The sequence below is a fragment of the Pseudarthrobacter sp. NPDC092202 genome (assembly GCF_044755505.1).
In the GTDB taxonomy this organism is placed as follows: Bacteria; Actinomycetota; Actinomycetes; order Actinomycetales; family Micrococcaceae; genus Arthrobacter.
The window spans coordinates 569369-593940 of record NZ_JBIVRG010000002.1 but is presented as its reverse complement, the minus strand read 5'-3'; the positions used below and the strand labels follow the sequence as shown (position 1 = coordinate 593940).

Sequence of the window (24572 nt, the reverse complement as noted above, 5' to 3'; positions counted from 1 at the left end):
TGTCAACGTGCGGCGCGGACGGTGCCATGGGGTAAAACTAAGACTATGGAACCTGTGGACACCGACGTTACCGGCCCCGAGAATCACGACGGCGGGCCTCGCGGCGGCGAGGCCCCTTCCGGCGAAGAGGCGGCCGGCAGGGACGAGGCCGGCAAGGACGCCGCCGCCGGGCACCCCCAGGCGCCCACCCTCGGCGAGATGCTCCTGGCCGTGGAGGAACTGTGGCCCGAGTCCCTGGCGGAGAACTGGGACGAGGTGGGGCTGGTGGCCGGACACCCCTCCACTCCTGTCACGAAGGTCATGTTTGCCGTGGACCCCACCCTGGAAGTTATCGAAGAAGCCGTGGAGTGGGGCGCCGAACTCCTGATTACCCACCATCCGCTGCTGCTGAAGGGTGTCACCACCGTCGCTGCCACCACGCCCAAAGGCCGTGCCGTCCACCGGTTGATCGAGTCCGGCACAGCCCTCCTGACGGTCCACACCAACGGTGATTCCGCCGTCGGCGGCGTTTCCGATGTCCTGGCCGACGCCCTGGGCCTGCAGGACGCGGCCCCGCTCACCGTGGCAGCAAACGGCCTGCCGGAGGAGGGCATCGGCCGGGTAGGGGACCTGCCCGAGGCCATCAGCCTGGGGGACTTCGCAGCCCGGGTGTTTGGCATCCTGCCTTCCGTGGCAGGGGGAGTGCGGGTGTCCGGCGACAAGGACGGCCTTGTGCGGCGCATAGCCGTCTGCGGCGGCGCGGGGGACTCGCTCTTCAACGAGGTCCGGGCCAGCAACGCAGATGTCTACGTCACCGCGGACCTCCGCCACCATCCGGCGTCGGAGGCGCGGGAGGCTTCCCTGAACGGCAGGCCCTACCTGATCGACGTTTCGCACTTCGCCAGCGAGTGGCTCTGGCTGCCTGCTGCCGCAGCCGCGCTGGGCAACGTCCTCGCCGACCAGGGCCACGACGTCGAAATCCAGGTCAGCACCACCAACAGCGATCCCTGGGACTTCATCCTTACCCCGGGCTAAGCCCGGAGCCGGTGGGTAAGCGGCGAGGCGGGGGAGCAGGGCAGGCGCTAGAGTCTAGGAAGCGCCGTCCAGGCGCCCGGCTCCGGCCGGAAGGGACCAAGCGGAGGTAACAGTGGCGAAGGCAGCACCGGCGGAACAGTTGAAGTTGCTTGGGCTGCAGGGGCTGGATGCCAAACTGAAGTCGCTCGCGAACCGCCGCCGCGCGCTGGAAAACGATCCGCGCATCAGGGACCTTCAAGCTGCCCTCTCCGTGGCCAACGGTGAACTGGGCGCGGCGAAAGTTGCCGTCCACGACGCCGAAGCCGAACTCAAGCGTGCCGAGGCGGACGTGGAACAGGTTGCCTCGCGCATCCAGCGGGATGAGGCCCGGCTGAACAGCGGCACCGGCCTGTCCAAGGACCTGGTGGCCCTCCAAAAGGACATTGCCTCGCTCAACAAACGGCGCTCGGACCTGGAGGACATTGAACTTGAGGTGATGGAGCGCCTTGATTCCCTGCGGGCCACCCAGGCCCGGCAGCAGGGGATAGTGGACGACATCCAGGGATCCTTCGGTACCATCCGCGCCGAACTGGACGCGGACCTGGCCACGGTGGAGGCGGAAGCCAGCGGTCTCCGCGCCCAGCGCACCGAATTCGCTGCCGGCCTCGAGCCGGGCATGCTGGCGATCTACGAAAAGACATTGGCCAGGCGCGGGGTTGGCGCCGCCAGGCTCTTCCACGGCACCTCCGAGGCGTCGGGCATGAAGCTCAGCCCGGGCGACCTTGCTGAAATCAAAGCCGCTGCTGCCGACGACATCGTCTTTTGCCCGGACTCCGGCGCCATCCTGGTCCGGTCCGACGAGTGGGCCTGACTTAAGTAAGTAGCGTTAGGTGTCGTTTTGGCGGCTCATAACGACACTTAGCGCTACCTGGTTGGGGAGGGGCGGGGAATCAGCCCGGCAGGATGATGTTCAGGGCGTGCGGCTTGCGGGCGGAACCGTCCACCAGCTCAGCGTCCCACTTTTCGCGGGCCGCTTTCAGGAGTTCCGACGGCGTTGCCGGGGCCTTTCCGCGCCGCACCAGCAAATGCCTAGCCAGTTCGCCCCGGGTGTGCTTGGCGAAGTGGCTCACCACCTTGCGCACTCCATTGACGTCGGTAAACACATTGACCGAGACGGTCTGCGCCGCCGGCGGCGCCCATGCCGCCGCGTAAGTGCTGGAGCGGCAATCAACCAGCAGGTGCCCTTCCACTGCAGCGGCAAGGGCCCCGCTAAGCTGCGGCTTCCAGAACGGGGCGAGGCGGCCGACGTCGGGCAGTGATGTGCCCATGGACAGCCGGTAAGCGGGCACGCTGTCGCCAAAACGGATGGCGCCCCAGAGCGCGGAAACCACCACCACGGACTCGTTGGCCTTGCGGCGCTGCCCAGCCGTGAGGGTTTTGTAGCCCAGGGCGTCATACAGCACGCCCGAATAAATCCGGTGGGCGGGAGCCGCCGGTTCGGCATGAAGCCGGGTGTTGCGCCGGACGTCATCCTTCAGCGATGCCCCCACACCCAGCAGCGCGAGCGCATCCTCGTGGGCGCTCACCGTTCCCAGCGCCTCAAGCACTTTGGCGCGGCAGGAGTTCAACTCCGGGAAGCTCAGGGAAGGCCAGTCGACGGCGGAACCGCTGCCGGCGGGTGTCTTGCCTTCGGAAGGGGGAAGCAGAATCAGCACCGTCCGATCCTACCGGCGGCGGGAAAGTCCCAGCTCGCCGGTAGACTGGGGGTGGATGGGTTGACCAGGCGGCCGCGCGTCACGCAAGTGGCTCGAGGAACGTCCGGGCTCCGCAGGGCAGGGTGGTGGGTAACGCCCACTCGGGGTAACCCGCAGGCCAGTGCCACAGAGAACAGACCGCCTGGGTCGCGCCGGTTTGAAAGCGGCACGAACCAGGTAAGGGTGAAACGGTGGTGTAAGAGACCACCAGCTTCCCGGGTGACCGGGAAGGCTAGGTAAACCCCACCCGGAGCAAGGCCAGACAGGACACGTTTGAGGGCTGCCCGCCCGAGTGTCCGGGTAGGCCGCTGGAGGGCGCCGGCAACGGCGTTCGTAGATGGATGGCCGCTACTCCCGTGCCGGTAACGGAACGGGAGCACAGAACCCGGCGTATCGGTCAACCCATCCATTCTTTCCCGGTTTGACCTTGGACGATGGGTTGGGGATGCTGAACCGTGCCCGCAAATGATGACCCGCAAGACAACCCCGGTGCTCCCGCTCCGCAGCAGCTTCCCGGACGTGGTCAGCAGGCTCTTGCCCTTGCCGGATTCTTTTCGCTTTCGGTGGCCGCCTGGGCCGCCGCGTCGGTCCCCATCATCCTGCATTCCAGCGGCTGGTTTGCGGTGTCGGTAAAGGCCCCCTGGATGCCGCCGGGCTGGATGTTCAGGAGCATGTGGATGCTGCTGTACGTCGCGGTGGCGGTGGCCGCCTGGCTGGTCTGGCGCAAAGGGTTCCTCACGGGAGGCACCCTGGCGGGCTACCTCATCCAGCTGGTGCTCAACGCCGCGTGGCCGCTGGCGTTCTTCGGGCTGTTTCCGTTGTTCGGCGCCGCTGCCCTCTGGACGGCTTTCCTGGTGATTGGCGGCCTGGGGATATCTGTTGCGTTCCTCATCCTGCGGTTCGGTCCGGTCAGCCCTGCCGCGGGGCTGTTGATGCTTCCCTATCTGTCCTGGGTGGTTTTTTCGTCCAGCCTCAATCTCTATTCGGCCATCCACAATTGACAGGTCCCGCCGCGGCGGACCTCCCTGTGAGTGATTTCACTCGACTGGGGCCGTTTTGCGGAGGCCAGCCAACTTAGAATGGATCCGGACGCAGGAGTTCCTCCGCCGGAGTTGCGTTCGCAGCCGGCGGTTTTTCTTTGCGTAATCCAGGCGCCCGGGGGCCGACCCCCGTGGGCGCAGGTGCCCCTGCACAACATGTGGTGGCCGACAACCGTGTACGAGGACGTATGCGGCTGAACCGAGGAAGGTATTTCTGTGAGCCAGACGTCAGATTCTTGTCTTGATACGTGGATGGGCCGCGAGGCCCTCGCTGAGGCCATGATTCCGGTGATCGGCCGGCTGTACCGCGAAAACAACGTGGTGACCAGCATCCATGGCCGGAGTTTGATCAACAAGTCCACTATGAACATCCTCAAGGCGCACCGTTTTGCGCGCCGCATGAGCAAGGACGAACTCCTCCTGGAGGAGACCGCGCCGCTCCTGAACACCCTGGCCACCCTGGAGCTCGGAGCGGCAGCGATCGACATTGCACGGCTGAACCAGAAGTTCAAGGAAGAGGGCAACGGCGCCACCCTGGAAGAATTCCTCCGCGCGGAACTGGCCGACGTCGTAGGCAAGCGGGGCGGCGATGACCGCACCAGCACCGATGTGGTGCTTTACGGCTTCGGCCGGATCGGCCGGCTGCTGGCCCGCCTCCTGATCGAAAAGGCAGGCGGCGGCCACGGCCTGCGGCTGCGCGCCATCGTCGTGCGCAAGGGTTCGGACAACGACCTCTCCAAGCGCGCCAGCCTGCTGCGCCGCGATTCCGTGCACGGTTCCTTTGAAGGCACCATCCGGATTGACGAGGAAGCCAACACCATTACGGCCAACGGCGTCCAGGTGCAGGTCATCTACTCCGACAACCCGGCAACCATCGACTACACCGCCTACGGCATCAACAACGCCCTGGTCGTGGACAACACCGGGCGCTGGCGTGATGCCGAAGGACTTTCCCAGCACCTGCAGAGCAAGGGTGTTGCACGGGTGCTCCTGACTGCCCCCGGCAAGGGCGACCTGAAGAACATCGTGCACGGCATCAACCAGGGCACCATCGAGGACACGGACCAGATTGTGTCCGCAGCGTCCTGCACCACCAACGCCATCACGCCTGTACTTAAGGCGATCAACGACAAGTTCGGCGTGGTCCATGGGCATGTGGAGACCGTCCACTCTTTCACCAATGACCAGAACCTGATCGACAACTTCCACAAGGGCGACCGCCGCGGCCGGTCCGCAGCACTGAACATGGTGATCACGGAGACCGGCGCCGCCAAGGCAGTAGCGAAGGCGCTCCCCGAGCTGCTTGGCAAACTGACCGGCAGTTCCATCCGCGTTCCCACCCCGGACGTGTCCCTTGCCATCCTGAACCTGAGCCTGGAGAACGGGACCACCAAGGACGAGGTCAACAACTACCTGCGGGAAATGTCCCTGCACTCGGACCTGCGCAAGCAGATCGACTACATCGACTCGCCCGAGGTGGTGTCCACCGACTTCGTCGGGTCCCGGCGCGCGGGCATCGTTGATGGCCTTGCCACTATCTCGAACGACAAGAACCTGGTGCTGTACGTCTGGTACGACAACGAGTTCGGCTACAGCTGCCAGGTGGTCCGCGTCATGGAGGAAATGGCAGGCGTGAACCCGCCGTCGTTCCCGGCGAAGGAAAGCGCAGCAGCCCTCGCTGCCATCGCTGTCTAGGCTCCCTTCGGGTCGCTCCCGATTTCCCGGCTGATGGTGCTGGAATCAGCCGGGAAACGGGACCACACTGGTGGCATGGAAAATGATTCGACGCTTCAGCACGAGACAACCCTTGAGCACGCCCTTGACGTCGCCAAAGCCAACCACAAAGAGGCGGTCCGGCTGCTTGAGGGCGCCCGGGCCGCGTACAAAACGGGCGACGCCGGCGCGGACCGGGTGCGCCAGCTGGAAGGGCTGCTGGCAATAGCCGAGGAAGACCTTCGAAGGGTGATGCGGGAGCAGTAGTCCCGCCCGGTGTGACCTTTCACTCGCCCTCAACACTGTGGATATCGGCGGGCATGCCGGGCGGGTGTCCTAGGCTCTTCTGGTGCATGAGAACACCGGAAGCCCAGGAACCGCATGACCGTGAGCTGGTCCTCGTACAGACGGGCGCGCCGGCGTTCCCGGCAGGCGTGGGGAATCCTGGCAGCAGCGGCAGTGTCTGCACTGGCGGCCCTGTTCTGGTTCTTCACCGCAGGGCAGTTCGCCCTTGCGGAACCTGCCGTTTCCGGCCCCACCGAAGCCCCTGTTTTTGACCCGGCGTGGATGAAACCCGTTGAGCCTGTCCACCCGGTGCCCCCAGGTACTGCCCTGGCCGCCCTGGAAGGGCTGGCCGTGAAGGGACGGGCCGCCTCATCGGACTACAGCCGGGAAGCCTTTGGCCCCGCCTGGCAGGACGTGGACCGGAACGGATGCGATACCCGCAACGACATCCTGCGGCGCGACCTCACTGCCGTGGTGATGACGGAAGGCTCCAAATGCCGGGTGGCCGCGGGGTCGTTCCAGGAGCCCTATACCGCACAGTTTGTGGACTTCCGCCGCGGTTCCGAGAGCAGCCGGGCAGTCCAGATCGACCATGTGGTCGCCCTGTCTGACGCCTGGCAGAAGGGCGCCCAGGCCCTGGCGGCGGGGCAGCGGCAGAGCCTCGCCAACGATCCCCTTAACCTCATCGCCGCCGACGGTCCGGCAAACCAGCAGAAGGGCGCCGGCGACGCCGCCACCTGGCTCCCCAAGAACAAGTCGATCCGGTGCCACTATGTGGCGCGCCAGATTTCGGTGAAGGCAGCCTACGGGCTCTGGGTCACCGCAGCGGAAAAGGACGCCATGAAGCGTGTCCTGGGATCCTGCCCCGGACAACAGACTGTTGCCGCCCGCTGAGCCGTGACCGCGGCTGGATCGCATTACCGTTCAAGCACGGCCGCTGCCGGGCCAAGGCGCCCGGGCCGCTCCGCCGTCGGGCCTAGTGGCCGAAAGGGTCCGGATCCACGCCTGGCATCCAGGTCAGGCCGGGAACACCCCAGCCGTTCTTCTTCGCCAGCTTCATGGCCTTGCGTTTGTACCGGTCCATGAGCCGGTTCACGTACAGCTTGCCGTCCAGGTGGTCATATTCGTGCTGGATCACGCGGGCAAACCAGCCCGTGGCCTCGAACTTGACCGGCTGCCCGAACCCGTCGAACCCTTCAACCCGGGCCCATTCCGCGCGCTTGAGCGGGTACTGGCCGCTGGGAAAGGACAGGCACCCTTCCTCTTCCTCGTCAGGGTCCGGCACGGCACCGGAAATCTTGGATAGGGTCAGGACGGGATTGACCACCACGCCGGTGGGGGGAGCGCTGTCGTCGTTGGCGTACTTGTACACGAAGATCCTCTTGCCCACACCCACCTGGGGTGCCGCGAGGCCCACGCCGTTGGCGGCGTCGTTCGTTTCGAACATGTCCGCTATCAAGGTGCGCAGTTCGTCGTCGAAGACTTCCACCTCGGAAGCCCGGCGGTGCAGTACGGGTTCTCCCCAGATGGTGATTGGCAGAACGGTCATCTTCAGGTGGTCCTTCGGCGGTTTCTCGTGCAAAGAAAAGTGTGCAGGAACAGTGAAAAAAAGAAGGAGGCCGCACCGGATATCCGGTGCGGCCTCCTGTGCGGACGGCTGCACATACCGTCCCGTGAGGGTGAGCTACGGGGGTTGAACCCGCGACCTCCTGGACCACAACCAGGCGCTCTGCCAACTGAGCTAAGCCCACCATGTGCCTGCAGATTTACCGGCGAACCGGCCCTCTGGAAAGGCAACTCATATAGCTTACCTGCTCTTCAGGGGTGCTTTGTCCACTTTGGCCGATTTCGCGGAAAAATCCGTGAAAGGTGGCGCAGATTACGCTTCCGGTGCATCTTCGGCCGCCGTAATGCGCTTGGCGATCCGCTGGGCTGTGGCGCTGTCCGGTCCGGGCGAAGGCACGAACACAGCTTCGCGGTAGTAGCGGAGCTCGTCAATGGAGTCCTTGATGTCCCCCAGGGCGCGGTGTCCGCCCTTCTTCGCCGGCGACTGGAAGTAGGCCCGGGCGAACCAGCGGCGGGAAAGCTCCTTGATGGTGCTGACGTCGATCACCCTGTAGTGCAGGTGCTCCACCACTGCGGGCATGTCGCGGGACAGGAACACGCGGTCCGTCCCCACGGAGTTGCCGCCCAGGGGTGCCTTGCGCGGATCCGGGACCCACTTGGAGATGTACTCCATGACGGCGGCTTCGGCCTCGGCCATCGTCTTGCCATGCGGCAGCTCGTTAAGGAGCCCTGATTTGGTGTGCATGTCCCGGACAAAGTCGTTCATCTGGGCCACTGCGGCGTCATCGGGTTTGATGACCACATCGACGCCGTCGCCAAAGATGTTCAGTTCCGAATCGGTGACCAGGGCGGCCACCTCGATCAGGGCATCGTTCTTGATGTCCAGACCGGTCATTTCACAGTCGATCCAGACGATTCGTTCGTTAGATATAGGCACCGGACCAGCCTACCGTTTCACCTCCCGGCCACCGGCCGGTGCTAGGATTTCGGAGACGCGGCGGGTCGTGCCGCTCCCGTGGTGACTCGCCCCGGCCGGTTCCCCGCCAGGCGGAACCGCAAACGAGAAAGATTGGACGTTCCTGAGATGACGGCGCCTGTGCCTGCGACGAGGGAGACGGCGGCCGCCGCTACTGCCGCAGCGGGCGGTGCGGAAGTGGATAATCCCCGTTCCCCGCTCCTTGCCGGATTCGTGGGATCCATGTTCATGCTGATCGGATCCCTGGGAGTGGGCTGGCTGGCTCCGGTGTCGGAGTTCCGCAGGATGCCATTGTTCATCTGGATGCGTGCTGAAGCGGCCGGCGTTGCGCTCTCGATCATCCTGCTGGCGGTGGGAGGCATGCTCCTGGTGCGGGCCTGGCTCAGGCTCGGGCAGAGGGTCCGGGTGTGGGGCGACGAGGCCCGCAAAGCTACCTTGATGGCAGTGGTGGCTTGGGGGCTGCCCATGATGTTCAGCGTGCCACTCTTCAGCCGGGACGTCTACGCGTACATCGGGCAGGGCCGGCTGATGGTGGAGGGTTTCAACCCGTACGAGAACGGCATCTCGGCACTGTCCAACTACTTCCAGCTCGGCGCGGACAAGATGTGGACCGAAGCCCCCGTTCCTTACGGCCAGCTGTTCCTGTGGATCGAGCAGCTGGTTGTCTGGTCCACCAACGTCCAGCCCGAAGCCAGCGTGATGCTGTTCCGCCTGGTGGCGCTGGCAGGCGTTGTCCTGTGCGTTGTCTACGTTCCAAAGCTCGCTGAACTCCACGGCGTCAATCCGCACCGTGCCCTGTGGCTCACCGCCGCGAACCCGCTGTTCCTGACGAACTTTATCGCCAGCGTCCACAACGACGCACTGATGATCGGACTGGCGCTCGCCGGACTCTATTACTCCGCCACGCACAGGGTTGTCCGCGGCGTTGTCCTGGTGACCCTTTCCATCGCCGTAAAGCCCATCACCATCGTGTTCCTGCCGTTCATTGGTCTGCTGTGGGCGGGCAAGGACGCGGGCTGGCTCCGGAAGTTCACGTTCTGGGGCCTGACGGCGGCGCTAAGCCTGGGCATCCTGGCCGCAATGAGCATGGTCAACGGTTTCGGCTTCGGCTGGATCAACGGACTCTCCGCGCCGGGCAGCATCTCCATCTGGTATGCGCCGGTGGGGCTGATCGGCATGGTGGTTGCCTCACTGGCCAACTCATTCGGGCTCGACGGCGCCACCCTGGCAGGGTTTGTGTCCGACGCCGGGAAACTGCTGGCCGTGGGCGTCATCGCCTGGCAGATCTTCCGTGGGGACTATGACCGGCTGATACGCCGCCTCACCCTTGCCTTTGCTGCGGTGGTCCTCCTTGCCCCCATGATCCAGTCCTGGTACGTCGTGTGGTTGATACCGCTCTTTGCCGTCACCGGAATCAGGAACGACTGGCAGGTCAAGGCGCTCTACTTTGTTGTTTCCTTCTTCATGATCTATGCCATCTCGGACCAGCTGGAAGTCTTCCCGTACCTGCAGACCGAGGACCTGGGATTTGCGCTCGCCCTGGCCCGCGTGGCTGCTGCGGTGACCGGCCTGCTGTTCGGCCTGTACCTGATCTTCTGGGATCCCCGCACCCGCCGGCTGTTCCGGAAGACCCACGAGAACGTCGTCGAACGCCCCGTCATCTAACAGGCGCCAGGTGGCGGACTGCCTCCCTCCGCGACAGGGGACTCATGGCGGCAGCGTGTGCACCCACAAACGCGGCAACCCACGCAGGATCGGTTTTGCCGTACTCGCGCAGCGCCCAGCCGATGGCCTTTCGGATAAAGAACTCCGGGTCTGCCAGGTTCGCGTCCACTATGCGCGCCAGCAGTGAGGCATCAGTTGCAGCTTTCGCCTTGAGCTGCGACAGGATGGCCGCCCGCCGGATCCACAAGTCAGGATCAGTGCTCCAGCCAAGCAGTACTGCTGTCATCTCGGTGCGGTTGGCCTGCAGAAGCCCGCACAGCCGTCCAACTGTGCCGTCCACAAGGTCCCACCACGCGCCACTGCGGATGAATTCCTCGTAGACAGGCAGCATCCCCATGTCGCCGCTGACCATGCGGTTGGCGGTGAGATCGATCGCGGCATACCGCTCCTCCCTGGCAGCGGCGCCGCGCCACAGCTCCAGGGCGGTGGCCCGGAGCTGGTCCGGTGAGTCGAACGGAGCCCCGGCCGCCGCCGCTGAAACGATATGCCGTACCTCGGGCACGCGCACAGGCAGGGAATTGTGGATTTCAGGTAGGCCCCCGCGCCGGCCGCCCGTACGGGATCGGCCCGTTCCCGCAGTCCGGTGCGGACGGCAGCGAGCACGCGGCCATTCATGGCCTCCCCGTGGTTCATGATTCAACCTTAGCCAGCGCAGGGGAGCGGCAGCAGCGGGCGCCGCGCTCCCGCGGCAGGCGGTTCTGCAGATCCGCGCTGGAGAAGATTTACGCTAGGCTGGTTAGCGCTAACAACAACGAACCGGCTGCCAAGAGGAATCCCATGCCATCCACGGAACTCAGCATCGCCAATGGCCCCTATACTGCGGTGGTGACAACCCGCGGGGGCGCTTTGCGCGAGCTGCGGCACCAGGGACGGGACCTGGTGGTGGGCTTTGGTTCGGAGGGGCGTATCCCGGACTACCGGGGCGTCATCTGCGTGCCCTGGCCCAACCGGCTGGCGGACGGCAAGTACACCTACGCGGGCAAGGACTTCGAAGCCGCGATCAACGAACCCGAGCGCGGCTCCGCCCTGCATGGGCTCGCAACCGAACTGGACTGGAAGTTGCAGCAGGCAGCCGCGGACTCCGTGGTGCTTGCCTGCAGGGTGGAAGCCGGGCCGCACTATCCGTCGGACCTTGAGGTCTCCGTTACCTATTCGCTGGGTCCTGACGGCCTGCGCAGCACCGTAGAGGCCATCAACGTTGGCCGGGCAACCGCCCCCTACGGCGCCTGCCCCCATCCCTACCTGGTGGCGGGGGAAGGAAAGCTGGACGACTGGATCCTTGAACTGCCGGCAGCCGAATTCCTTGAGGTGACGCCGGACAGGCTGCTCCCCACGGGGATGAAGAGCGTGGAGCGGCATGAGTTCGACTTCCGCAGCCCCCGCGGGATCGGTTCCTTGAAGATCGACCACGCTTTCACCGGAGTCTCACGGGACCAGCAGGGGATGGCCCGCGTCCGCGTGCAGGATCCAGCGGGAACGGGCGTGGAACTGGAGTGGGGCGCCGAGTGGCCCTGGGTCCAGGTCCACACCGCGGACAAGCCCGTGGGGCCGGACCGGCTGGGACTGGCCGTGGAGCCCATGACCTGCCCGCCGGATGCCTTCAACTCGGGGACCGACCTGCTCCACCTCAAGCCCGGGGAGTCGCATGCGGCGTCCTGGACCATCAGGGCACTGGCCTTGTCCGGGCTGCCCTAGTTCGGGCTGTCCGCTGTAGAAGGTCCGGAGGTCCAGCCCGCACGGTCCAGCCAGGTGGCGCACAACTGTGTCCATTGGTCCGGCCCGGGCTCCTCCACCGCGAGGCCAAGGCCGTGGCGCCCGCGGGGAAAGACATGCAGTTCAGCAGGAACGCCGGCGCTCATGAGTGCCCTCGCGTAGTCCAGGCTGTGGCTGACCGGGACGGCGGCATCATCGGCCGTGTGCCAGAGGAATGCCGGAGGGGTTGCTGCGCCCACGTGCTGTTCGGCGGAGAGTTGGGCAAGGAGGTCCGACGGCGGCGCGCTGCCGAGGAGGTTGTCCACGGAGCCCTGGTGTACGGACTGTGTGTAGGACACCACGGGGTAGCACAGCACCGTTAGGGCCGGGACGGCCTCCGGGACGTCCAGGTGGGTGCTTCCGGTTGGCGTGGCGGTGGACAGCGTGGCGGCAAGGTGCCCCCCTGCGGAAAATCCGAGGACGCCCACGCGGTCCGAATCCACGGCGAGGCCGTGGGCTCCGTTGCGGATGTGCAGCATGGCTTCCTTGGCGTCCTCCAAGGGTGCGGGGTGCCGGTCCGGTGCAACGCGGTACCTCAGCACGAATGCATGGATTCCCAGCGCGGCGAGCCACTCGGCCACCGGCTCCGCCTCGTGGTCCGCCTGGCGGGCATAGCCGCCGCCTGGCAGGACCAGGATGGCTGGCCTGTTCGTCCCGGCACCCTTGGGTCCGGCGGAGTTGAATGCGGGGACGGCGGTCAGCGCGGCCGCCATGCCTAGGCCACCGCCTCGGTGCTGCGCCGGAGCGTCACTTCACCGCTGACGGTCGGTTGCTCTTCGTCCCCATCGGCATCGCTGCTGCCGGTGGCGCGTCCCGTGGCCTGCGTTGCAAGCCTGCCAATCTCCTCCAGCGGCAGCCGGACGGTGGACAGCGCCGGGCGGAAGTCCCGCAGGGTCTCGATGTCATCGAAGCCGGCGATCGTGGCGTCCCTGGGTATCCGCAGTCCTTCAGCGCGCAGTGCAGCAGAGGCGCCGATGGCCATGACGTCGTTGACGGCGAAGATGCACAGCTTTGGGGCCGCGGCCCCTTCACCATCCTTCCCGCCGGCCTTGATCCTGGCTGCCAGGGTGAGGCCGGCTTCATAGCCGCCCGCACGGTTGAATGCGGTGCGCAGGATTTCGGCGGGTGGGCGGCCTGCCCGGGCCAGGCCTTCCTGGAAGCCGCGGACCCGGTCGTCGGATGTCAGGAGGCCTTCAGGGCCGCCGATGATGACGAAGTCACCGTCCCACCCGGCAGCAAGTTCACCGGCCAGGGCCCCTGCCAGCTCCTGGTTGGGGACGGCCACCACGTGGTAGCCCTCAGCAGCGGTGGCGCCCACCACTGAGTGCCCCACCACAGCCACGCGGCCGCCGTTGCGGCAGTACCGGTCAAGCTCCGCCGCAAGTTCAGCATTATCGCCCTGGTCCTCGGTCCTGCAGGAACGGGAGCCCGCGATCACGATCGAGTCCGCACGCCGGGCGGCGAAGGCTGCAACGGCTTCGCGCTCCTCGCCGGGGGCCCCGCCGGTGGTGGCCAGGAGCACCATCTTGCGTTGTTCCCGGGCGGCAGCCTGGACGCCCCTGGCGATGGCGGCGAAGTAGGGGTCGGCAATGTCGTGGACGATCAGGCCGATGAGGCCCGAGCTGGATTTCGCAAGCCCCTGGGCCTGGGCATTGGGAATGTAGCCGAGGGAGTCGGCCGCCTGGCGCACCCGGTCCGCAATGTCCTTGCCGGGCTTGCGCGCCGAGCCGTTCAAGACCCGGGATGCGGTGGCGGGGGAGACTCCGGCCAGCCGGGCCACCTCGGTCAGGGTACTTGCAGCCACGGGATCTCCTGGATAACGGGGGCCAATAAGGGGTCACCACATTATGGCAGTTTGAAGTTCTTCCGGAAAGCGCTTGCCAACTGTTACCCGCACGGTGCATCATGGACATAGCGGGAATGCGCTTTCCCAGACCAGCTTGAGTACAACTGCTCACTCACCGTGGAGGACACATGGGCTTCGAAACTAAAACCATCCGCATCGCCATGAACGGCATCACCGGACGGATGGGCTATCGCCAGCACCTGCTGCGTTCCATCCTGCCCATCCGCGATGCCGGCGGGTTCACCCTGGAGGACGGCACCCGCGTCCAGGTCGAACCCATCCTGGTTGGCCGCAATGAGGCCAAGATCCGCGAACTGGCCGAAAAGCACAAGGTCGCTGAATGGACCACGGACCTGGACTCGGTCATCAACGATCCCACCGTGGATGTCATCTTCGACGCGTCCATGACCAGCCTCCGCGCAGCCACCCTGAAGAAGGCAATGCTCGCCGGAAAGCACATCTTCACCGAGAAGCCCACGGCCGAAACCCTTGAAGAGGCCATCGAACTGGCCCGCATCGGCAAGGAAGCCGGCGTCACGGCCGGCGTCGTCCATGACAAGCTCTACCTTCCCGGCCTGGTCAAGCTCCGCCGCCTGGTGGACGAAGGCTTCTTCGGCCGCATCCTGTCCATCCGCGGTGAGTTCGGCTATTGGGTCTTCGAAGGCGACATCCAGGCAGCGCAGCGCCCCTCGTGGAACTACCGCAAGGAAGACGGCGGCGGAATGACCACGGACATGTTCTGCCACTGGAACTACGTCCTTGAGGGCATCATCGGCAAGGTCAAGAGCGTCAATGCCAAGACTGCCACCCACATCCCGGCACGCTGGGACGAAGCCGGCAAGGAATACAAGGCCACGGCGGATGACGCCTCCTATGGCATCTTCGAGCTCGAGACCCCGGGCGGCGACGAAGTCATCGGCCAGATCAACTCGTCCTGGGCAGTGCGCGTGTACCGCGATGAACTGGTGGAGTTCCAGGTGGACGGTACCCACGGCTCCGCCGTCGCCGGCCTGAACAAGTGCGTTGCCCAGCAGCGCGCCCACACCCCCAAGCCGGTCTGGAACCCGGACCTGCCCGTCACCGAGTCCTTCCGCGACCAGTGGCAGGAAGTCCCCGCCAACGCCGAGCTGGACAACGGCTTCAAGCTTCAGTGGGAAGAGTTCCTCCGCGACGTCGTGGCCGGCCGCGAGCACCGCTTCGGGCTGCTGTCCGCCGCCCGCGGCGTCCAGCTTGCCGAGCTCGGCCTGAAGTCCAACGATGAACGCCGCACCCTCGACATCCCGGAGATCACCCTCTAATGACCTCGCTCATCCTTCCCTCCCACGACGGCGGCACCCGCGAATACCGGCTGCAGGGCGGCACCTCCTGGGCCCGCCCGACGGCCCCGCTGACTGCCCGGCGCGCCTACGCTGCCGCGCATGTCATCCCCGAGGTCCTCGCTGACAACACCCCCGGAGCCCCGGCCCGGCTCGACTGGGACGCGACCATGGCCTACCGCCATGAGCTGTGGTCCTACGGGCTCGGTGTGGCAGACGCCATGGACACCGCCCAGCGGGGCATGGGCCTTGACTGGGCAGCCACGCAGCAGCTCATCAAGCGGACCGGCGTTGAAGCGGCCTCGGTGGTCGCGGCCGGAAACGCGGCGACAGCCGGGAAGTCGGTCCGGGACCTGGTTTCCTGCGGCGCCGGCACGGACCAGCTGGACATCGACTCCCTGCCGGTCGGCGAAGCCGGCATCAAGGCTGTGCTTGAGGCGTACCGCGAGCAGATTGCCGTGATCACCGAGGCCGGTCCCAAAGTCATACTGATGGCATCGCGTGCCCTTGCCAAGGTTGCCACCGGGCCTGACGACTACCTGAAGGTGTATTCCACCCTGCTGCAGGAAGTGGACCAGCCGGTGATCCTCCACTGGCTGGGCACCATGTTTGATCCCGCCCTCGCGGGCTACTGGGGATCCGACAATGTTGCCACCGCCACCGGGACGTTCCTGGGCCTCATCAAGGACAACGCGGACAAGGTGGACGGCGTCAAGGTCTCGCTGCTGGATGCCAGCCACGAGGTTGCCCTCCGGGCTGCCCTCCCCGAAGGCGTCCGCCTCTACACCGGCGACGACTTCAACTATCCCGAACTGATCGACGGCGACGGCACCCATCACTCGGACGCCCTGCTGGGGATCTTCGCAGCCATTTACCCGGCAGCCTCGGTTGCACTGCAGAACTACGACGCCGGCAACACCGCCAAGGCACGCGAAATCCTGGACTCCACGCGCGAACTGGGCAAGCACATCTTCAGCGCCCCCACGTTCTACTACAAGACCGGCATCGCATTTATGTCCTGGCTCAACGGCAAGCAGCCCGGCTTCCAAATGGTGGGCGGCCTGCACTCCGGACGGTCCGTCTGCCACCTGGCCAAAACCTTCGAACTGGCGGACCAGGCCGGCCTGCTGCGGGACCCGGCACTGGCTGCGTTCCGGATGTCCGACTACCTGCGGATCAATGGAGTGGGAGTATGAGCGACTTCTCACGCCTCTCCATCAACAGCGCCACCACCAAGAAGTGGACCCTCGCCCAGGTGGTTGACGGCTGCGTCAACGCCGGGATCCCCGCCATCGGTCCCTGGCGCGACCGCGTGGAGGAGGCCGGCCTGGACAAGGCGGCCCGGCTGATCAAGGACGCCGGCCTTCGGGTTTCCTCACTGTGCCGGGGCGGCTTCCTCACCGCACCTGACGCAGAGGGCCAGACTGCGGCGCTGGCGGACAACCGGGCCGCCATCCTCGAAGCCGTCGCGCTGGACACCCGGGAACTGTTCCTGGTGGTGGGCGGATTGGCTGCGGGAGAGAAGGACGTGGTGGCTGCACGCCGCCGGGTCGCTGACCGCCTGGCCGACCTGGTTCCCTTCGCAGAGGAGAACGGGGTCCGCCTGGTCCTGGAGCCGCTGCACCCTATGTACGCCGCGGACCGCGCCCTGATCTCCACCCTGGCCCAGGCCCTGGACCTTGCGGCGCCGTTCGACGCCGCCACCGTGGGCGTCGCCGTCGACACCTTCCATGTCTGGTGGGACCCCGAACTGAAGGCGCAAATCGAACGCGCCGGCCGGGAAGGCCGCATCGCTTCCTACCAGGTGTGCGACTTCAACATGCCCATCGCCGCCGATCCGCTGCTTTCCCGTGGATACATGGGCGACGGCGTGGTGGACTTCGCCACCATCGGCACCTGGGTGCGCGACGCCGGGTACACCGGTGACATCGAAGTGGAAATCTTTAACCAGGACATCTGGGACACGGACGGCAACACGGTCCTGTCCACGGTGAAGGAGCGCTACGCGGAGCTTGTCCTCCCGTACGCCTGACCCACTCTGGATGTCCTGACCAGACCGCGGGCTCCTGCTAACGTCACGGCAGGAGCCTGCGCCCCACCAAAAAGACCCGGACCGCGTGTGCGGTCCGGGTCTTTTCACGTTTCGGGTCGTCAGGCGTACAGCGAGGCGTACCGGCGGTAGCGGGCCAGCACGCCGGCGTCGTCCTTGCCTGCGGGGAGGTCGACGGCGTCAAGCGCCCACTGCGGGAAGTGCCCGGTGAGTACCCCTGCGGCCTGGCGGGCGGCGCCGTCGGCCACGTACTCGCCGGGACGCGGCACGGTGATGTTGATCCCCAGCAGCTGTGCCGCCACCTCCTGCACCGCAGCCGATTGTGCCCCGCCGCCCACCAGGATAATCCGCCGCGCCTCCACCCCCTGGCCCTGCAGCGCCGCCAGCCCGTCCGCCAGGGAGCACACGACGCCTTCGACGGCGGCGCGCGCCAGGTTGGCAGGCGTGTAGTTCCCGCGGGTAATCCCGTGCAGGGAGCCGGTGGCATCCGGCAGGTTCGGCGTGCGCTCGCCGTCGAAATAGGGCACCAGGGTCAGGCCCCCCGCACCGCTTCCGGCGGACAGCGCCAGGTCGTTGAACTCCGTGATGCTGACGTCCAGCAGTGCAGCGGTGGCATCAAAAACGCGGGTGGCGTTCAGCGTGCACACCAGGGGGAGGTAGTGCCCTGCGGCGTCGGCGAACCCGGCCACCAGCCCGGACGCATCGGCGGCCGGAGTGCCGGAGACGGCAAAGACCGTTCCGGAGGTGCCCAGCGACATCACCACATCGCCTACGCCCGCGCCGACGCCCAGCGCCGCCGCCGCGTTATCTCCGGCCCCGGCGGCAACGAGGGCACCGGAGGAAGCCTTGCCGGCCACCTCCAGCGGACCCAGGACATCGGGAAGGTGTGGAACGTGCCCGAGCGAGGCCTTCAGGACCTCCGGCAGGTACTTGCCCTCCGCCGTCGAGTAGTAACCCGTCCCGGAGGCGTCCGAACGGTCCGTTGCCAGGGCGTCCAGGTTTCCGGGGCCGCTGCCGGGGCCGTGGCCCAGAAGCCGCCAGGTCAGCCAGTCGTGCGGCAGGCACACGGCGGCTGTCCTCGCCGCATTGTCCGGCTCGTTCGCAGCCAGCCAGTGCAGTTTGGTCAGCGTCAGCGACGCTACCGGAACGGTGCCCGTGGCGCCTGCCCAGTAGCGGGCGCCGGCGGCAGCGTCGCCGGCGCCCGCGGCGGTGGTCAGTTCCAGCGCCGCACCGGCACTCCGCGTGTCGTTCCACAGCAGCGCGGGCCTGACGACTCCACCTTCGCTGTCCAGGCAGACCATGCCGTGCTGCTGGCCGCCAACGGACACTGCCGCCACCTCCTCCAGCCCGCCTGCCGCCGCAACTGCCTCCTGAAGGGCAGTCCACCAGTGGTCGGGGTGGACTTCGGTGCCCTCAGGGTGGCTGGCCCTGCCCTGGCGGACCATTGCTCCGGTGTCCGCATCACGGATCACCACTTTGCAGGACTGGGTGGAACTGTCGATGCCTGCTACGAGTGCCATATCTCTAGCGGGCGCCCATGAGGTGCTCAATGGCGAGCTGGTTAAGGCGGACGAACGCGAAGGAGCGTTCGGCGGCCTTGTCGGCGTCGAAGTCCTCAAAGGCGGTGGCGTCGCCCAGCAGGTCTGCAGTGGTTTCGCCGGCGGCGAGGGTGGGCTCGCCGAGCTCGAAGACGCCGGAGGCGGTGAGGGCTTCCTGGACCTGGGGGTCGGCGCGGAAGGCCAGGGCGCGTTCCTTGAGCAGGAGGTACATGGACATGTTCGACTTCGCGGATTCCCAGACGCCGTCGTAGCCGTCGGTGCGGGAAGGCTTGTAGTCGAAGTGGCGGGGGCCGTCGTAGCGGGGACCGCCGCCCGGGAAGCCGTTCTCGAGCAGGTCCACGGTGAAGAAGGCGCTGGTGAGGTCGCCGTGGCCGAACACGAGGTCCTGGTCGTACTTGATGCCGCGCTGGCCGTTGAGGTCGATGTGGAAGAGCTTGCCGGCCCACAGGGCCTGGGCGATGCCGTGGGTGAAGTTCAGCCCGGCCATCTGCTCATGTCCGGTTTCGGGGTTCAGGCCCACGATGTCGCCGTGTTCGAGCTGGGCGATGAACGCCAGGCCGTGGCCGACGGTGGGAAGGAAGATGTCGCCGCGCGGCTCGTTGGGCTTGGGCTCAAGGGCGATGCGCAGGTTGTAGCCCTTGTCCTTGATGTAGGCGGCGGCGGTGTCCACGCCTTCCTTCATCCGGTCCAGCGCTGCGGAGAGGTCCTTTGACCCGTCGTACTCGCTGCCTTCACGCCCGCCCCACATCACGAAGGTTTCAGCGCCGAACTCGGCCGCGGAGTCCATGTTGCGCAGCACCTTGGACAGGGCGAAGCGGCGGATGGAGCGGTCGTTGGAGGTGAAGCCGCCGTCCTTGAACACCGGGTGGCTGAACAGGTTCGTGGTCACCATCGGAACCTTCAGCCCCGTCTCGGCAAGGGCTGCCTTGAAGTTCTTGAGGATCAGCTCCCGCTCCGACACCGTGGCATCGAAGGGCACCAGGTCGTTGTCGTGGAAGGTGATGCCGTAGGCGCCGAGTTCGGCCAGGCGGTGCACGGCCTCCACCGGATCCAGGGCTGCGCGGGTGGCGACGCCGAACGGATCGGCGCCGGTCCAGCCAACGGTCCAGAGACCGAAAGTGAACTTGTCAGCGGGCGTCGGAGTGAGAGTCATGATGCGTCCTTGCAGTCAGTTTGCCGCCGGTTCGGCAAGTTAGTTTATCGCTTGAACTATATAAGCGTGATTACGCTAGGGTCAATAGGGGCCGGAGACGGACCCGCATCGAATCCAAGGAGAGCGCCATGGCGAGTACGGCATCTGCTACTTCCCCGTCCGACGCCGGGGCGCCGGGAAACATGGGGGACGTGCGGCGGAACAATCTCGCCCTGGTCCTGGCCAGGGTGGCGCAGTCACCGTCCGGAATCCACCTCACCCGGGCGCAGCTTGCCGCTGCCACGGGGCTGACTAAGGCCTCCGTTTCGAGCATCGTTCTGGATCTGCTGGAGGCCGGCATCCTCCGCGAGGTCGGCCTGAGCAGGCAGGGGGAGCGGGGCCGGCCGGGCGTGGGACTGGAACTGAATCCTTCGCGGGGCGTCATGGGCATGGAAATCAACGTCGACTACATTGCTGCCGGCGTGACAAGCCTGTCCGGGGAACTGGTGGTGAAAGAGATCCGGGAGCGGGATAACCGTGACAGCTCAAGCGAAGCCGTGATGTCCGCCCTCGCACTGCTGGCATCGGGGGTGCGGGAGGCGGCTTCCGTCAAAGGGGTCGACGTCCTGGGCGGAGGACTTGCAGTTCCTGGCCTTGTTGAAGCCGGCATTTCGACTGTCACCGTTGCCCCCAACCTGGGCTGGGTGGACACCAGACTGGACGTGGCCCGGCTGCTGCCGGGGGTCCCTTTGGGAGTCTCCCTCTTCAACGAGGCCAACGCTGCCGCGCTCGCAGAGCTTGCCCATGGCCCCCAACGGAGGGACTTCCTGTTCGTTTCGGGCGAAGTGGGCGTCGGTGGCGGGCTGGTCCTGAATTCGGAACTTTTCACTGGTCCTGAAGGCAACGCGGGCGAGGTGGGACATATTGTGGTGGACCCGGGGGGCGTCACCTGCTCCTGCGGCGGGACAGGGTGCCTGGAGACGGTGGCCGGCCAGGACGCGATATTTTCTGCCGCAGGAATCACTGTGAAGGGCCGGTCAAGGTCGGAAAGCATGGCGAACCTGCTGGGCGCCCTGGCTGCCGGCAGTCCTGCGGCGCTGACAGCTGTTCAGCGTGCGGGTACGGCGCTGGGGGTTGCCGTGGCATCAGCATCCCGCGTGGTCAATGTCCGCGCAGTGGTGCTCGGAGGGCACTTCGCCGTCCTTGACCAGTGGCTCCATGGGCCGCTCCTGGAAAGCCTGGCAAGGTACGCGCCCGGAGCACTTTCCCCTGAGCACGTCATCACGTCCACGGTGGGGGAGGCCGGGGCACTCCTGGGGGCGGCCGGCAGCGTGGTCCGCGCGCTGGTGGAGGCGCCGCACCGGCTCCAGGCCTGAAACACGCCCGCCGATGCGCGTTACTCATTTTCGTTTCGCCGCCGCCTCAAGGCGCCGTAAAAGCGAGGTCAGCGGGGAAAAGCGAAACACCCCGGTCTGTGGACCGGGGTGTTTCCTTTTGGTGCCCCAGGAGGGAATCGAACCCCCGACCGGCGGATTAGAAGGCCGCTGCTCTATCCCCTGAGCTACTGAGGCATGGCCTTCCGGAGCTGATCTCCGGCGCCTCAAAAAGTTTACATTGCCCGGAGTGCCGGCACAGTCAACCGCCGCTGGCCGGCCGACTTTTCCTCCACAGGCAGGGCTCTAGCCGGGTTGTCCACATATATGCGCCGCGCCCTCGACCCCGAAGAGGGCGACGGAGATGCTGGTTCTGCCTGGTAGAGGCACCACCATTGAAGACAGGAAGTAGAGATGAGCGACACCATAACGGTCCGGGGCTTCGTTGCCACCGAGATCAAGAGCTCCACAACACCAGGGGGAGTGGCCACCGCTTCCTTCCGGATGGGGTCCACCTCGCGGCGGCGTGACAAGGAGACCGGCACCTGGTCGGATGGCCACACAAACTGGTTCCTTGTCCAGGGCTATCGCCACCTGGCGGGAAGCATAGGCTGCAGCATCAGGAAGGGACAGCCCGTCATAGTGGTCGGCACGCTGAAGATCCGCAGTTGGGAAAGGGATGGCCGGGTTTACTACTCACACACCATTGATGCCGAAGCCGTGGGTCACGACCTTACATGGGGCACGGCCAACTTCATCCGTTCCTCCGTAAAGCCGATCCTCTCGCTCGTGGACCAGGCGCCTCCCCTGGCGGAGGGCGAACACCGTGCCGCCGACGGACCGTTGGACGAACCTGAAGACAGCGACGAAGACCCGGACCGCGACGCGGATCCGGCTGTTGCCTTCATCGAGGACACAAACGGCGAAGTGGTCCCCCTGGACCTTGAAACGGGGGAGCTCGCCGGATCAGGAGTGTAGAAGAGCTGTTGTCGTCGCTCCCATGGCCGCCTTGGCGGGCAGGACCAGGCACCCCCCGGCCGTGTCCTGCCCGTCCAGGTTGTGAAGGAGATTCAGCGGCTCGTGGCAGAATGACTGCATGCAGCTTCCCCTCGACCACCGGCAGATTGTCACGGCCGGCGCCTCCCGGGTTGAACGCTCCGATTCAGGGAAAACCGTGCTGATGTCACCGCAGCGGCGGGCCCATCGTTTTCTAGCTGTGCTGTCCGCCGCCGTCCTGGCCGGATCGCTGGCAGGCTGCGTGGGCGGGACGCCTTCGGTCAATCAACCTGGATCAGCGGCGCCAGGACTCGCAGCGCCAGAGGCCAGCGGCCCAGCCGCTGCAGATTCAGGGGCCGGCCCCGGCGCGCCCGGGCCTCAGGCCTCCGAGCCGCTGGCCGATACCTCCGCGGGGGCCCCGAACGTTGCCGCTGAAGCTGCCGCCACGGAAACTGTCCGCCAGACCGTCAGCGACGCCCTGGGCCGGCTGGCGGCGGGAACACCCAAACCTGCCACTGCCCAGGTAAGTGACGCGCTGACTGGAGCGGGCATCGCACCCGGTGTGCTTGAGGTCTCTCAGAGCCGGACCCCCACCGGCCTGGAAGCAGATGCCATCGAGGCGGCAGTGCTCCAAGGAGGTGACTGCGTGATCGGCCAGGTCCGCGACGGAGCCGTGGCGGTGACCGTGCTGCCTGTCCTTGCCAGCGGCAAGTGCTTTGTAGGCACCTAAGCAAGTCGCGCGGAATGTGAGATATGCCTGCCAACCCACTAGATTTGGAACCATGGCGGAATTTATCTACACAATGACCAAGGCCCGCAAAGCCGTTGGCGAAAAACTAATTCTTGACGACGTAAGCATGTCCTTCTTCCCGGGCGCCAAGATCGGCGTCGTGGGCCCGAACGGTGCCGGTAAGTCCACCATCCTCAAGATCATGGCTGGTTTGGACACCCCCTCCAACGGTGAGGCCCGGCTGAGCCCCGGCTACACCGTGGGCATCCTGCTGCAGGAGCCCCCGCTCAACGAAGAAAAAACCGTTCTGGGCAACGTCCAGGAAGGCGTCGGCGAGATCTACGGCAAGATCCAGCGCTTCAACGAAATCTCCGAGGAAATGGCCAGCCCCGATGCTGACTATGACACCCTCCTCGAGGAAATGGGACAACTGCAGGAAGCCATTGACGCCGCCGATGCCTGGGACCTGGATTCCCAGCTGGAGCAGGCCATGGATGCCCTCCGCTGCCCGCCGGCGGATGCTGACGTGACCAACCTCTCCGGTGGTGAACGCCGCCGGGTTGCCCTGTGCAAACTGCTGCTGCAGAAGCCCGACCTGCTGCTGCTGGACGAGCCCACCAACCACCTTGACGCAGAGAGCGTGCTGTGGCTCGAGCAGCACCTGTCCTCCTACGCGGGCGCTGTCCTTGCCGTCACCCACGACCGGTACTTCCTGGACCACGTGGCCGAATGGATCGCCGAGGTAGACCGCGGCCACCTGTACCCGTACGAAGGCAACTACTCCACGTACCTGGAGAAGAAGCGTGCCCGCCTGGAAATCCAGGGCAAGAAGGATGCCAAGCAGGCCAAGCGCCTGAGCGAAGAACTTGAGTGGGTCCGCTCCAACGCCAAGGGCCGCCAGACCAAGTCCAAGGCCCGCCTGGCCCGCTACGAGGAGATGGCCGCAGAAGCGGACCGCACCCGCAAGCTGGACTTCGAGGAGATCCAGATCCCGCCGGGACCCCGCTTGGGCGGCCTGGTGCTGGAAGCCAAGAACCTCCAGAAGGGTTTCGAGGACCGCACCCTGATCGACGGACTGTCCTTCAGCCTGCCCCGCAACGGCATCGTGGGCGTCATCGGCCCCAACGGCGTCGGCAAGACAACGCTCTTCAAGACCATCGTTGGGCTGGAGCCGCTCGACGGCGGAGACCTCAAGATCGGTGACTCGGTCAAGATCTCCTACGCGGACCAGAGCCGCGGCGGCATCGATCCCAACAAGACCCTGTGGGAGGTTGTCTCCGACGGACTCGACTTCATCCAGGTGGGACAGGTCGAAATGCCGTCCCGCGCCTACGTGGCCGCCTTCGGCTTCAAGGGCCCGGACCAGCAGAAGAAGGCCGGCGTGCTCTCCGGTGGTGAGCGCAACCGCCTGAACCTGGCGCTGACCCTCAAGCAGGGCGGCAACCTGCTGCTCCTGGATGAGCCCACCAACGACCTCGACGTCGAAACCCTCAGCAGCCTGGAAAACGCACTGCTCGAGTTCCCCGGCTGCGCCGTGGTGGTTTCGCACGACCGCTGGTTCCTGGACCGGGTGGCCACCCACATCCTGGCCTATGAAGGCGACGAGGAGAACCCCTCCAAGTGGTACTGGTTCGAGGGCAACTTCGAATCCTACGAGGAGAACAAGGTGGAACGCCTCGGCCCGGATGCCGCCAAGCCGCACCGCGTCACGCACCGCCGCCTCACCCGCGACTGACAGGCAGAGGCAGTACGGAACAGGCCGGCAC

General features: G+C 66.0%; 23 protein-coding genes, 2 tRNA genes and 1 other RNA gene. 16 read left to right on the top strand and 10 right to left on the bottom strand.

Annotated elements, in window-relative coordinates; translation table 11 throughout:
• The first annotated feature begins 45 nt into the window (after positions 1-45).
• Positions 46-1014: a Nif3-like dinuclear metal center hexameric protein gene (locus ACIQF4_RS06175; RefSeq protein ID WP_400514597.1), complete on the top strand. Its 969-nt coding sequence runs from the start codon at positions 46-48 to the stop codon at positions 1012-1014.
• A gap of 112 nt (positions 1015-1126) precedes the next feature.
• The gene (locus ACIQF4_RS06170; RefSeq protein WP_400514595.1) at positions 1127-1864 is read left to right on the top strand and encodes a zinc ribbon domain-containing protein; all 738 of its coding nucleotides are present in this window, start codon (positions 1127-1129) and stop codon (positions 1862-1864) included.
• 79 nt (positions 1865-1943) lie between these two features.
• On the opposite strand, the gene ACIQF4_RS06165 is transcribed toward ACIQF4_RS06170, so the two are convergent.
• On the bottom strand, positions 1944-2708 hold the full coding sequence (locus tag ACIQF4_RS06165) for a YaaA family protein (protein WP_400514592.1): 765 nt from the start codon (positions 2706-2708) through the stop codon (positions 1944-1946).
• Between the two features lie 56 nt (positions 2709-2764).
• Between ACIQF4_RS06165 and rnpB the strand changes: the two genes are divergently transcribed.
• The 5 genes from rnpB to ACIQF4_RS06140 all read left to right on the top strand — a co-directional run bounded on the left by rnpB (position 2765) and on the right by ACIQF4_RS06140 (position 6679).
• An RNA gene (gene rnpB / locus ACIQF4_RS06160) (RNase P RNA component class A) lies at positions 2765-3156 on the top strand.
• Positions 3157-3202: 46 nt separating this feature from the next.
• Positions 3203-3748 (top strand): TspO/MBR family protein, encoded by a 546-nt coding sequence (locus tag ACIQF4_RS06155; RefSeq protein ID WP_400514590.1) that lies wholly within the window; start codon positions 3203-3205, stop codon positions 3746-3748.
• Positions 3749-4003: 255 nt separating this feature from the next.
• Positions 4004-5482 (top strand): glyceraldehyde-3-phosphate dehydrogenase, encoded by a 1479-nt coding sequence (locus ACIQF4_RS06150; protein WP_400514588.1) that lies wholly within the window; start codon positions 4004-4006, stop codon positions 5480-5482.
• A gap of 75 nt (positions 5483-5557) precedes the next feature.
• Positions 5558-5767: a hypothetical protein gene (locus ACIQF4_RS06145; RefSeq protein ID WP_231457728.1), complete on the top strand. Its 210-nt coding sequence runs from the start codon at positions 5558-5560 to the stop codon at positions 5765-5767.
• Positions 5768-5881: 114 nt separating this feature from the next.
• On the top strand, positions 5882-6679 hold the full coding sequence (locus tag ACIQF4_RS06140) for an HNH endonuclease family protein (RefSeq protein ID WP_400514585.1): 798 nt from the start codon (positions 5882-5884) through the stop codon (positions 6677-6679).
• Between the two features lie 82 nt (positions 6680-6761).
• Here ACIQF4_RS06140 and def read toward each other — a convergent pair whose 3' ends face one another.
• The 3 genes from def to orn form a co-directional block, all read right to left on the bottom strand.
• Positions 6762-7334, bottom strand: a complete 573-nt coding sequence (def, locus tag ACIQF4_RS06135) for a peptide deformylase (protein WP_400514583.1) — start codon at positions 7332-7334, stop codon at positions 6762-6764.
• 129 nt (positions 7335-7463) lie between these two features.
• Positions 7464-7536 (bottom strand) — tRNA-His (locus ACIQF4_RS06130).
• Between the two features lie 128 nt (positions 7537-7664).
• Complete coding sequence (orn, locus tag ACIQF4_RS06125) at positions 7665-8288, bottom strand: oligoribonuclease (RefSeq protein ID WP_400514581.1); 624 nt, start codon at positions 8286-8288, stop codon at positions 7665-7667.
• Between the two features lie 147 nt (positions 8289-8435).
• Between orn and mptB the strand changes: the two genes are divergently transcribed.
• Complete coding sequence (mptB, locus tag ACIQF4_RS06120; RefSeq protein ID WP_400514579.1) at positions 8436-9992, top strand: polyprenol phosphomannose-dependent alpha 1,6 mannosyltransferase MptB; 1557 nt, start codon at positions 8436-8438, stop codon at positions 9990-9992.
• Here mptB and ACIQF4_RS06115 read toward each other — a convergent pair.
• A complete protein-coding gene (locus ACIQF4_RS06115) occupies positions 9985-10554 on the bottom strand; it encodes a DNA alkylation repair protein (RefSeq protein ID WP_400514577.1) in 570 nt (189 codons plus the stop codon). The genes mptB and ACIQF4_RS06115 overlap by 8 nt on opposite strands.
• Positions 10555-10829: 275 nt before the next feature.
• On the opposite strand from ACIQF4_RS06115, the gene ACIQF4_RS06110 reads away from it, so the two are divergent.
• The gene (locus ACIQF4_RS06110) at positions 10830-11747 is read left to right on the top strand and encodes an aldose 1-epimerase family protein (RefSeq protein ID WP_400514575.1); all 918 of its coding nucleotides are present in this window, start codon (positions 10830-10832) and stop codon (positions 11745-11747) included.
• On the opposite strand, the gene ACIQF4_RS06105 is transcribed toward ACIQF4_RS06110, so the two are convergent.
• Both ACIQF4_RS06105 and ACIQF4_RS06100 read right to left on the bottom strand, forming a co-directional pair.
• The gene (locus tag ACIQF4_RS06105) at positions 11744-12517 is read right to left on the bottom strand and encodes an alpha/beta hydrolase (RefSeq protein WP_400514572.1); all 774 of its coding nucleotides are present in this window, start codon (positions 12515-12517) and stop codon (positions 11744-11746) included. The two genes, ACIQF4_RS06110 and ACIQF4_RS06105, sit on opposite strands and share 4 nt — an antisense overlap.
• A 2-nt stretch (positions 12518-12519) precedes the next feature.
• Entirely contained in the window at positions 12520-13608 is a 1089-nt protein-coding gene (locus tag ACIQF4_RS06100) for a LacI family DNA-binding transcriptional regulator (RefSeq protein WP_400514570.1), read from the bottom strand.
• Positions 13609-13778: 170 nt separating this feature from the next.
• Here ACIQF4_RS06100 and ACIQF4_RS06095 point away from each other — a divergent pair, with 170 nt between their 5' ends.
• From ACIQF4_RS06095 to ACIQF4_RS06085, 3 genes are read left to right on the top strand one after another with little or no spacing between them, the layout of a single operon-like run.
• Complete coding sequence (locus tag ACIQF4_RS06095) at positions 13779-14948, top strand: Gfo/Idh/MocA family protein (RefSeq protein WP_231457809.1); 1170 nt, start codon at positions 13779-13781, stop codon at positions 14946-14948.
• The gene (locus ACIQF4_RS06090) at positions 14948-16162 is read left to right on the top strand and encodes a dihydrodipicolinate synthase family protein (RefSeq protein ID WP_400514567.1); all 1215 of its coding nucleotides are present in this window, start codon (positions 14948-14950) and stop codon (positions 16160-16162) included. The genes ACIQF4_RS06095 and ACIQF4_RS06090 overlap by 1 nt, the downstream gene beginning before the upstream one ends.
• Positions 16159-16998 (top strand): sugar phosphate isomerase/epimerase family protein, encoded by an 840-nt coding sequence (locus ACIQF4_RS06085; RefSeq protein WP_400514565.1) that lies wholly within the window; start codon positions 16159-16161, stop codon positions 16996-16998. Before ACIQF4_RS06090 ends, ACIQF4_RS06085 begins: the two co-directional genes overlap by 4 nt.
• 119 nt (positions 16999-17117) lie before the next feature.
• Here ACIQF4_RS06085 and ACIQF4_RS06080 read toward each other — a convergent pair whose 3' ends face one another.
• Both ACIQF4_RS06080 and xylA read right to left on the bottom strand, forming a co-directional pair.
• On the bottom strand, positions 17118-18536 hold the full coding sequence (locus ACIQF4_RS06080) for a xylulokinase (RefSeq protein WP_400514563.1): 1419 nt from the start codon (positions 18534-18536) through the stop codon (positions 17118-17120).
• Between the two features lie 4 nt (positions 18537-18540).
• Complete coding sequence (gene xylA / locus ACIQF4_RS06075) at positions 18541-19728, bottom strand: xylose isomerase (protein ID WP_400514561.1); 1188 nt, start codon at positions 19726-19728, stop codon at positions 18541-18543.
• Positions 19729-19856: 128 nt separating this feature from the next.
• On the opposite strand from xylA, the gene ACIQF4_RS06070 reads away from it, so the two are divergent.
• The gene (locus tag ACIQF4_RS06070) at positions 19857-21083 is read left to right on the top strand and encodes an ROK family protein (RefSeq protein WP_400514558.1); all 1227 of its coding nucleotides are present in this window, start codon (positions 19857-19859) and stop codon (positions 21081-21083) included.
• Positions 21084-21202: 119 nt separating this feature from the next.
• On the opposite strand, the gene ACIQF4_RS06065 is transcribed toward ACIQF4_RS06070, so the two are convergent.
• Positions 21203-21278, bottom strand: a tRNA-Arg gene (locus ACIQF4_RS06065).
• Positions 21279-21494: 216 nt separating this feature from the next.
• Between ACIQF4_RS06065 and ACIQF4_RS06060 the strand changes: the two genes are divergently transcribed.
• The 3 genes from ACIQF4_RS06060 (at position 21495) to ettA (ending at position 24541) form a co-directional block, all read left to right on the top strand.
• Positions 21495-22058, top strand: coding sequence for a single-stranded DNA-binding protein (locus ACIQF4_RS06060; RefSeq protein WP_350002517.1), 564 nt, complete (start codon positions 21495-21497; stop codon positions 22056-22058).
• Positions 22059-22176: 118 nt separating this feature from the next.
• Complete coding sequence (locus tag ACIQF4_RS06055) at positions 22177-22806, top strand: DUF6993 domain-containing protein (RefSeq protein WP_350002516.1); 630 nt, start codon at positions 22177-22179, stop codon at positions 22804-22806.
• A gap of 52 nt (positions 22807-22858) precedes the next feature.
• On the top strand, positions 22859-24541 hold the full coding sequence (gene ettA, locus ACIQF4_RS06050) for an energy-dependent translational throttle protein EttA (protein ID WP_231455992.1): 1683 nt from the start codon (positions 22859-22861) through the stop codon (positions 24539-24541).
• Positions 24542-24572: the final 31 nt, after the last annotated feature.

Coding starts and splice junctions, on each gene's coding strand:
- ACIQF4_RS06090 (WP_400514567.1), top strand. CDS start 14,948: ATGACCTCGCTCATCCTTCCCTCCCACGACGGCGGCACCCGCGAATAC.
- ACIQF4_RS06085 (WP_400514565.1), top strand. CDS start 16,159: ATGAGCGACTTCTCACGCCTCTCCATCAACAGCGCCACCACCAAGAAG.
- ettA (WP_231455992.1), top strand. CDS start 22,859: ATGGCGGAATTTATCTACACAATGACCAAGGCCCGCAAAGCCGTTGGC.
- def (WP_400514583.1), bottom strand. CDS start 7,334: ATGACCGTTCTGCCAATCACCATCTGGGGAGAACCCGTACTGCACCGC.
- ACIQF4_RS06110 (WP_400514575.1), top strand. CDS start 10,830: ATGCCATCCACGGAACTCAGCATCGCCAATGGCCCCTATACTGCGGTG.
- ACIQF4_RS06145 (WP_231457728.1), top strand. CDS start 5,558: ATGGAAAATGATTCGACGCTTCAGCACGAGACAACCCTTGAGCACGCC.
- ACIQF4_RS06080 (WP_400514563.1), bottom strand. CDS start 18,536: ATGGCACTCGTAGCAGGCATCGACAGTTCCACCCAGTCCTGCAAAGTG.
- mptB (WP_400514579.1), top strand. CDS start 8,436: ATGACGGCGCCTGTGCCTGCGACGAGGGAGACGGCGGCCGCCGCTACT.
- xylA (WP_400514561.1), bottom strand. CDS start 19,728: ATGACTCTCACTCCGACGCCCGCTGACAAGTTCACTTTCGGTCTCTGG.
- ACIQF4_RS06055 (WP_350002516.1), top strand. CDS start 22,177: ATGCAGCTTCCCCTCGACCACCGGCAGATTGTCACGGCCGGCGCCTCC.
- ACIQF4_RS06140 (WP_400514585.1), top strand. CDS start 5,882: ATGACCGTGAGCTGGTCCTCGTACAGACGGGCGCGCCGGCGTTCCCGG.
- ACIQF4_RS06095 (WP_231457809.1), top strand. CDS start 13,779: ATGGGCTTCGAAACTAAAACCATCCGCATCGCCATGAACGGCATCACC.
- ACIQF4_RS06070 (WP_400514558.1), top strand. CDS start 19,857: ATGGCGAGTACGGCATCTGCTACTTCCCCGTCCGACGCCGGGGCGCCG.
- ACIQF4_RS06105 (WP_400514572.1), bottom strand. CDS start 12,517: ATGGCGGCCGCGCTGACCGCCGTCCCCGCATTCAACTCCGCCGGACCC.
- ACIQF4_RS06175 (WP_400514597.1), top strand. CDS start 46: ATGGAACCTGTGGACACCGACGTTACCGGCCCCGAGAATCACGACGGC.
- ACIQF4_RS06060 (WP_350002517.1), top strand. CDS start 21,495: ATGAGCGACACCATAACGGTCCGGGGCTTCGTTGCCACCGAGATCAAG.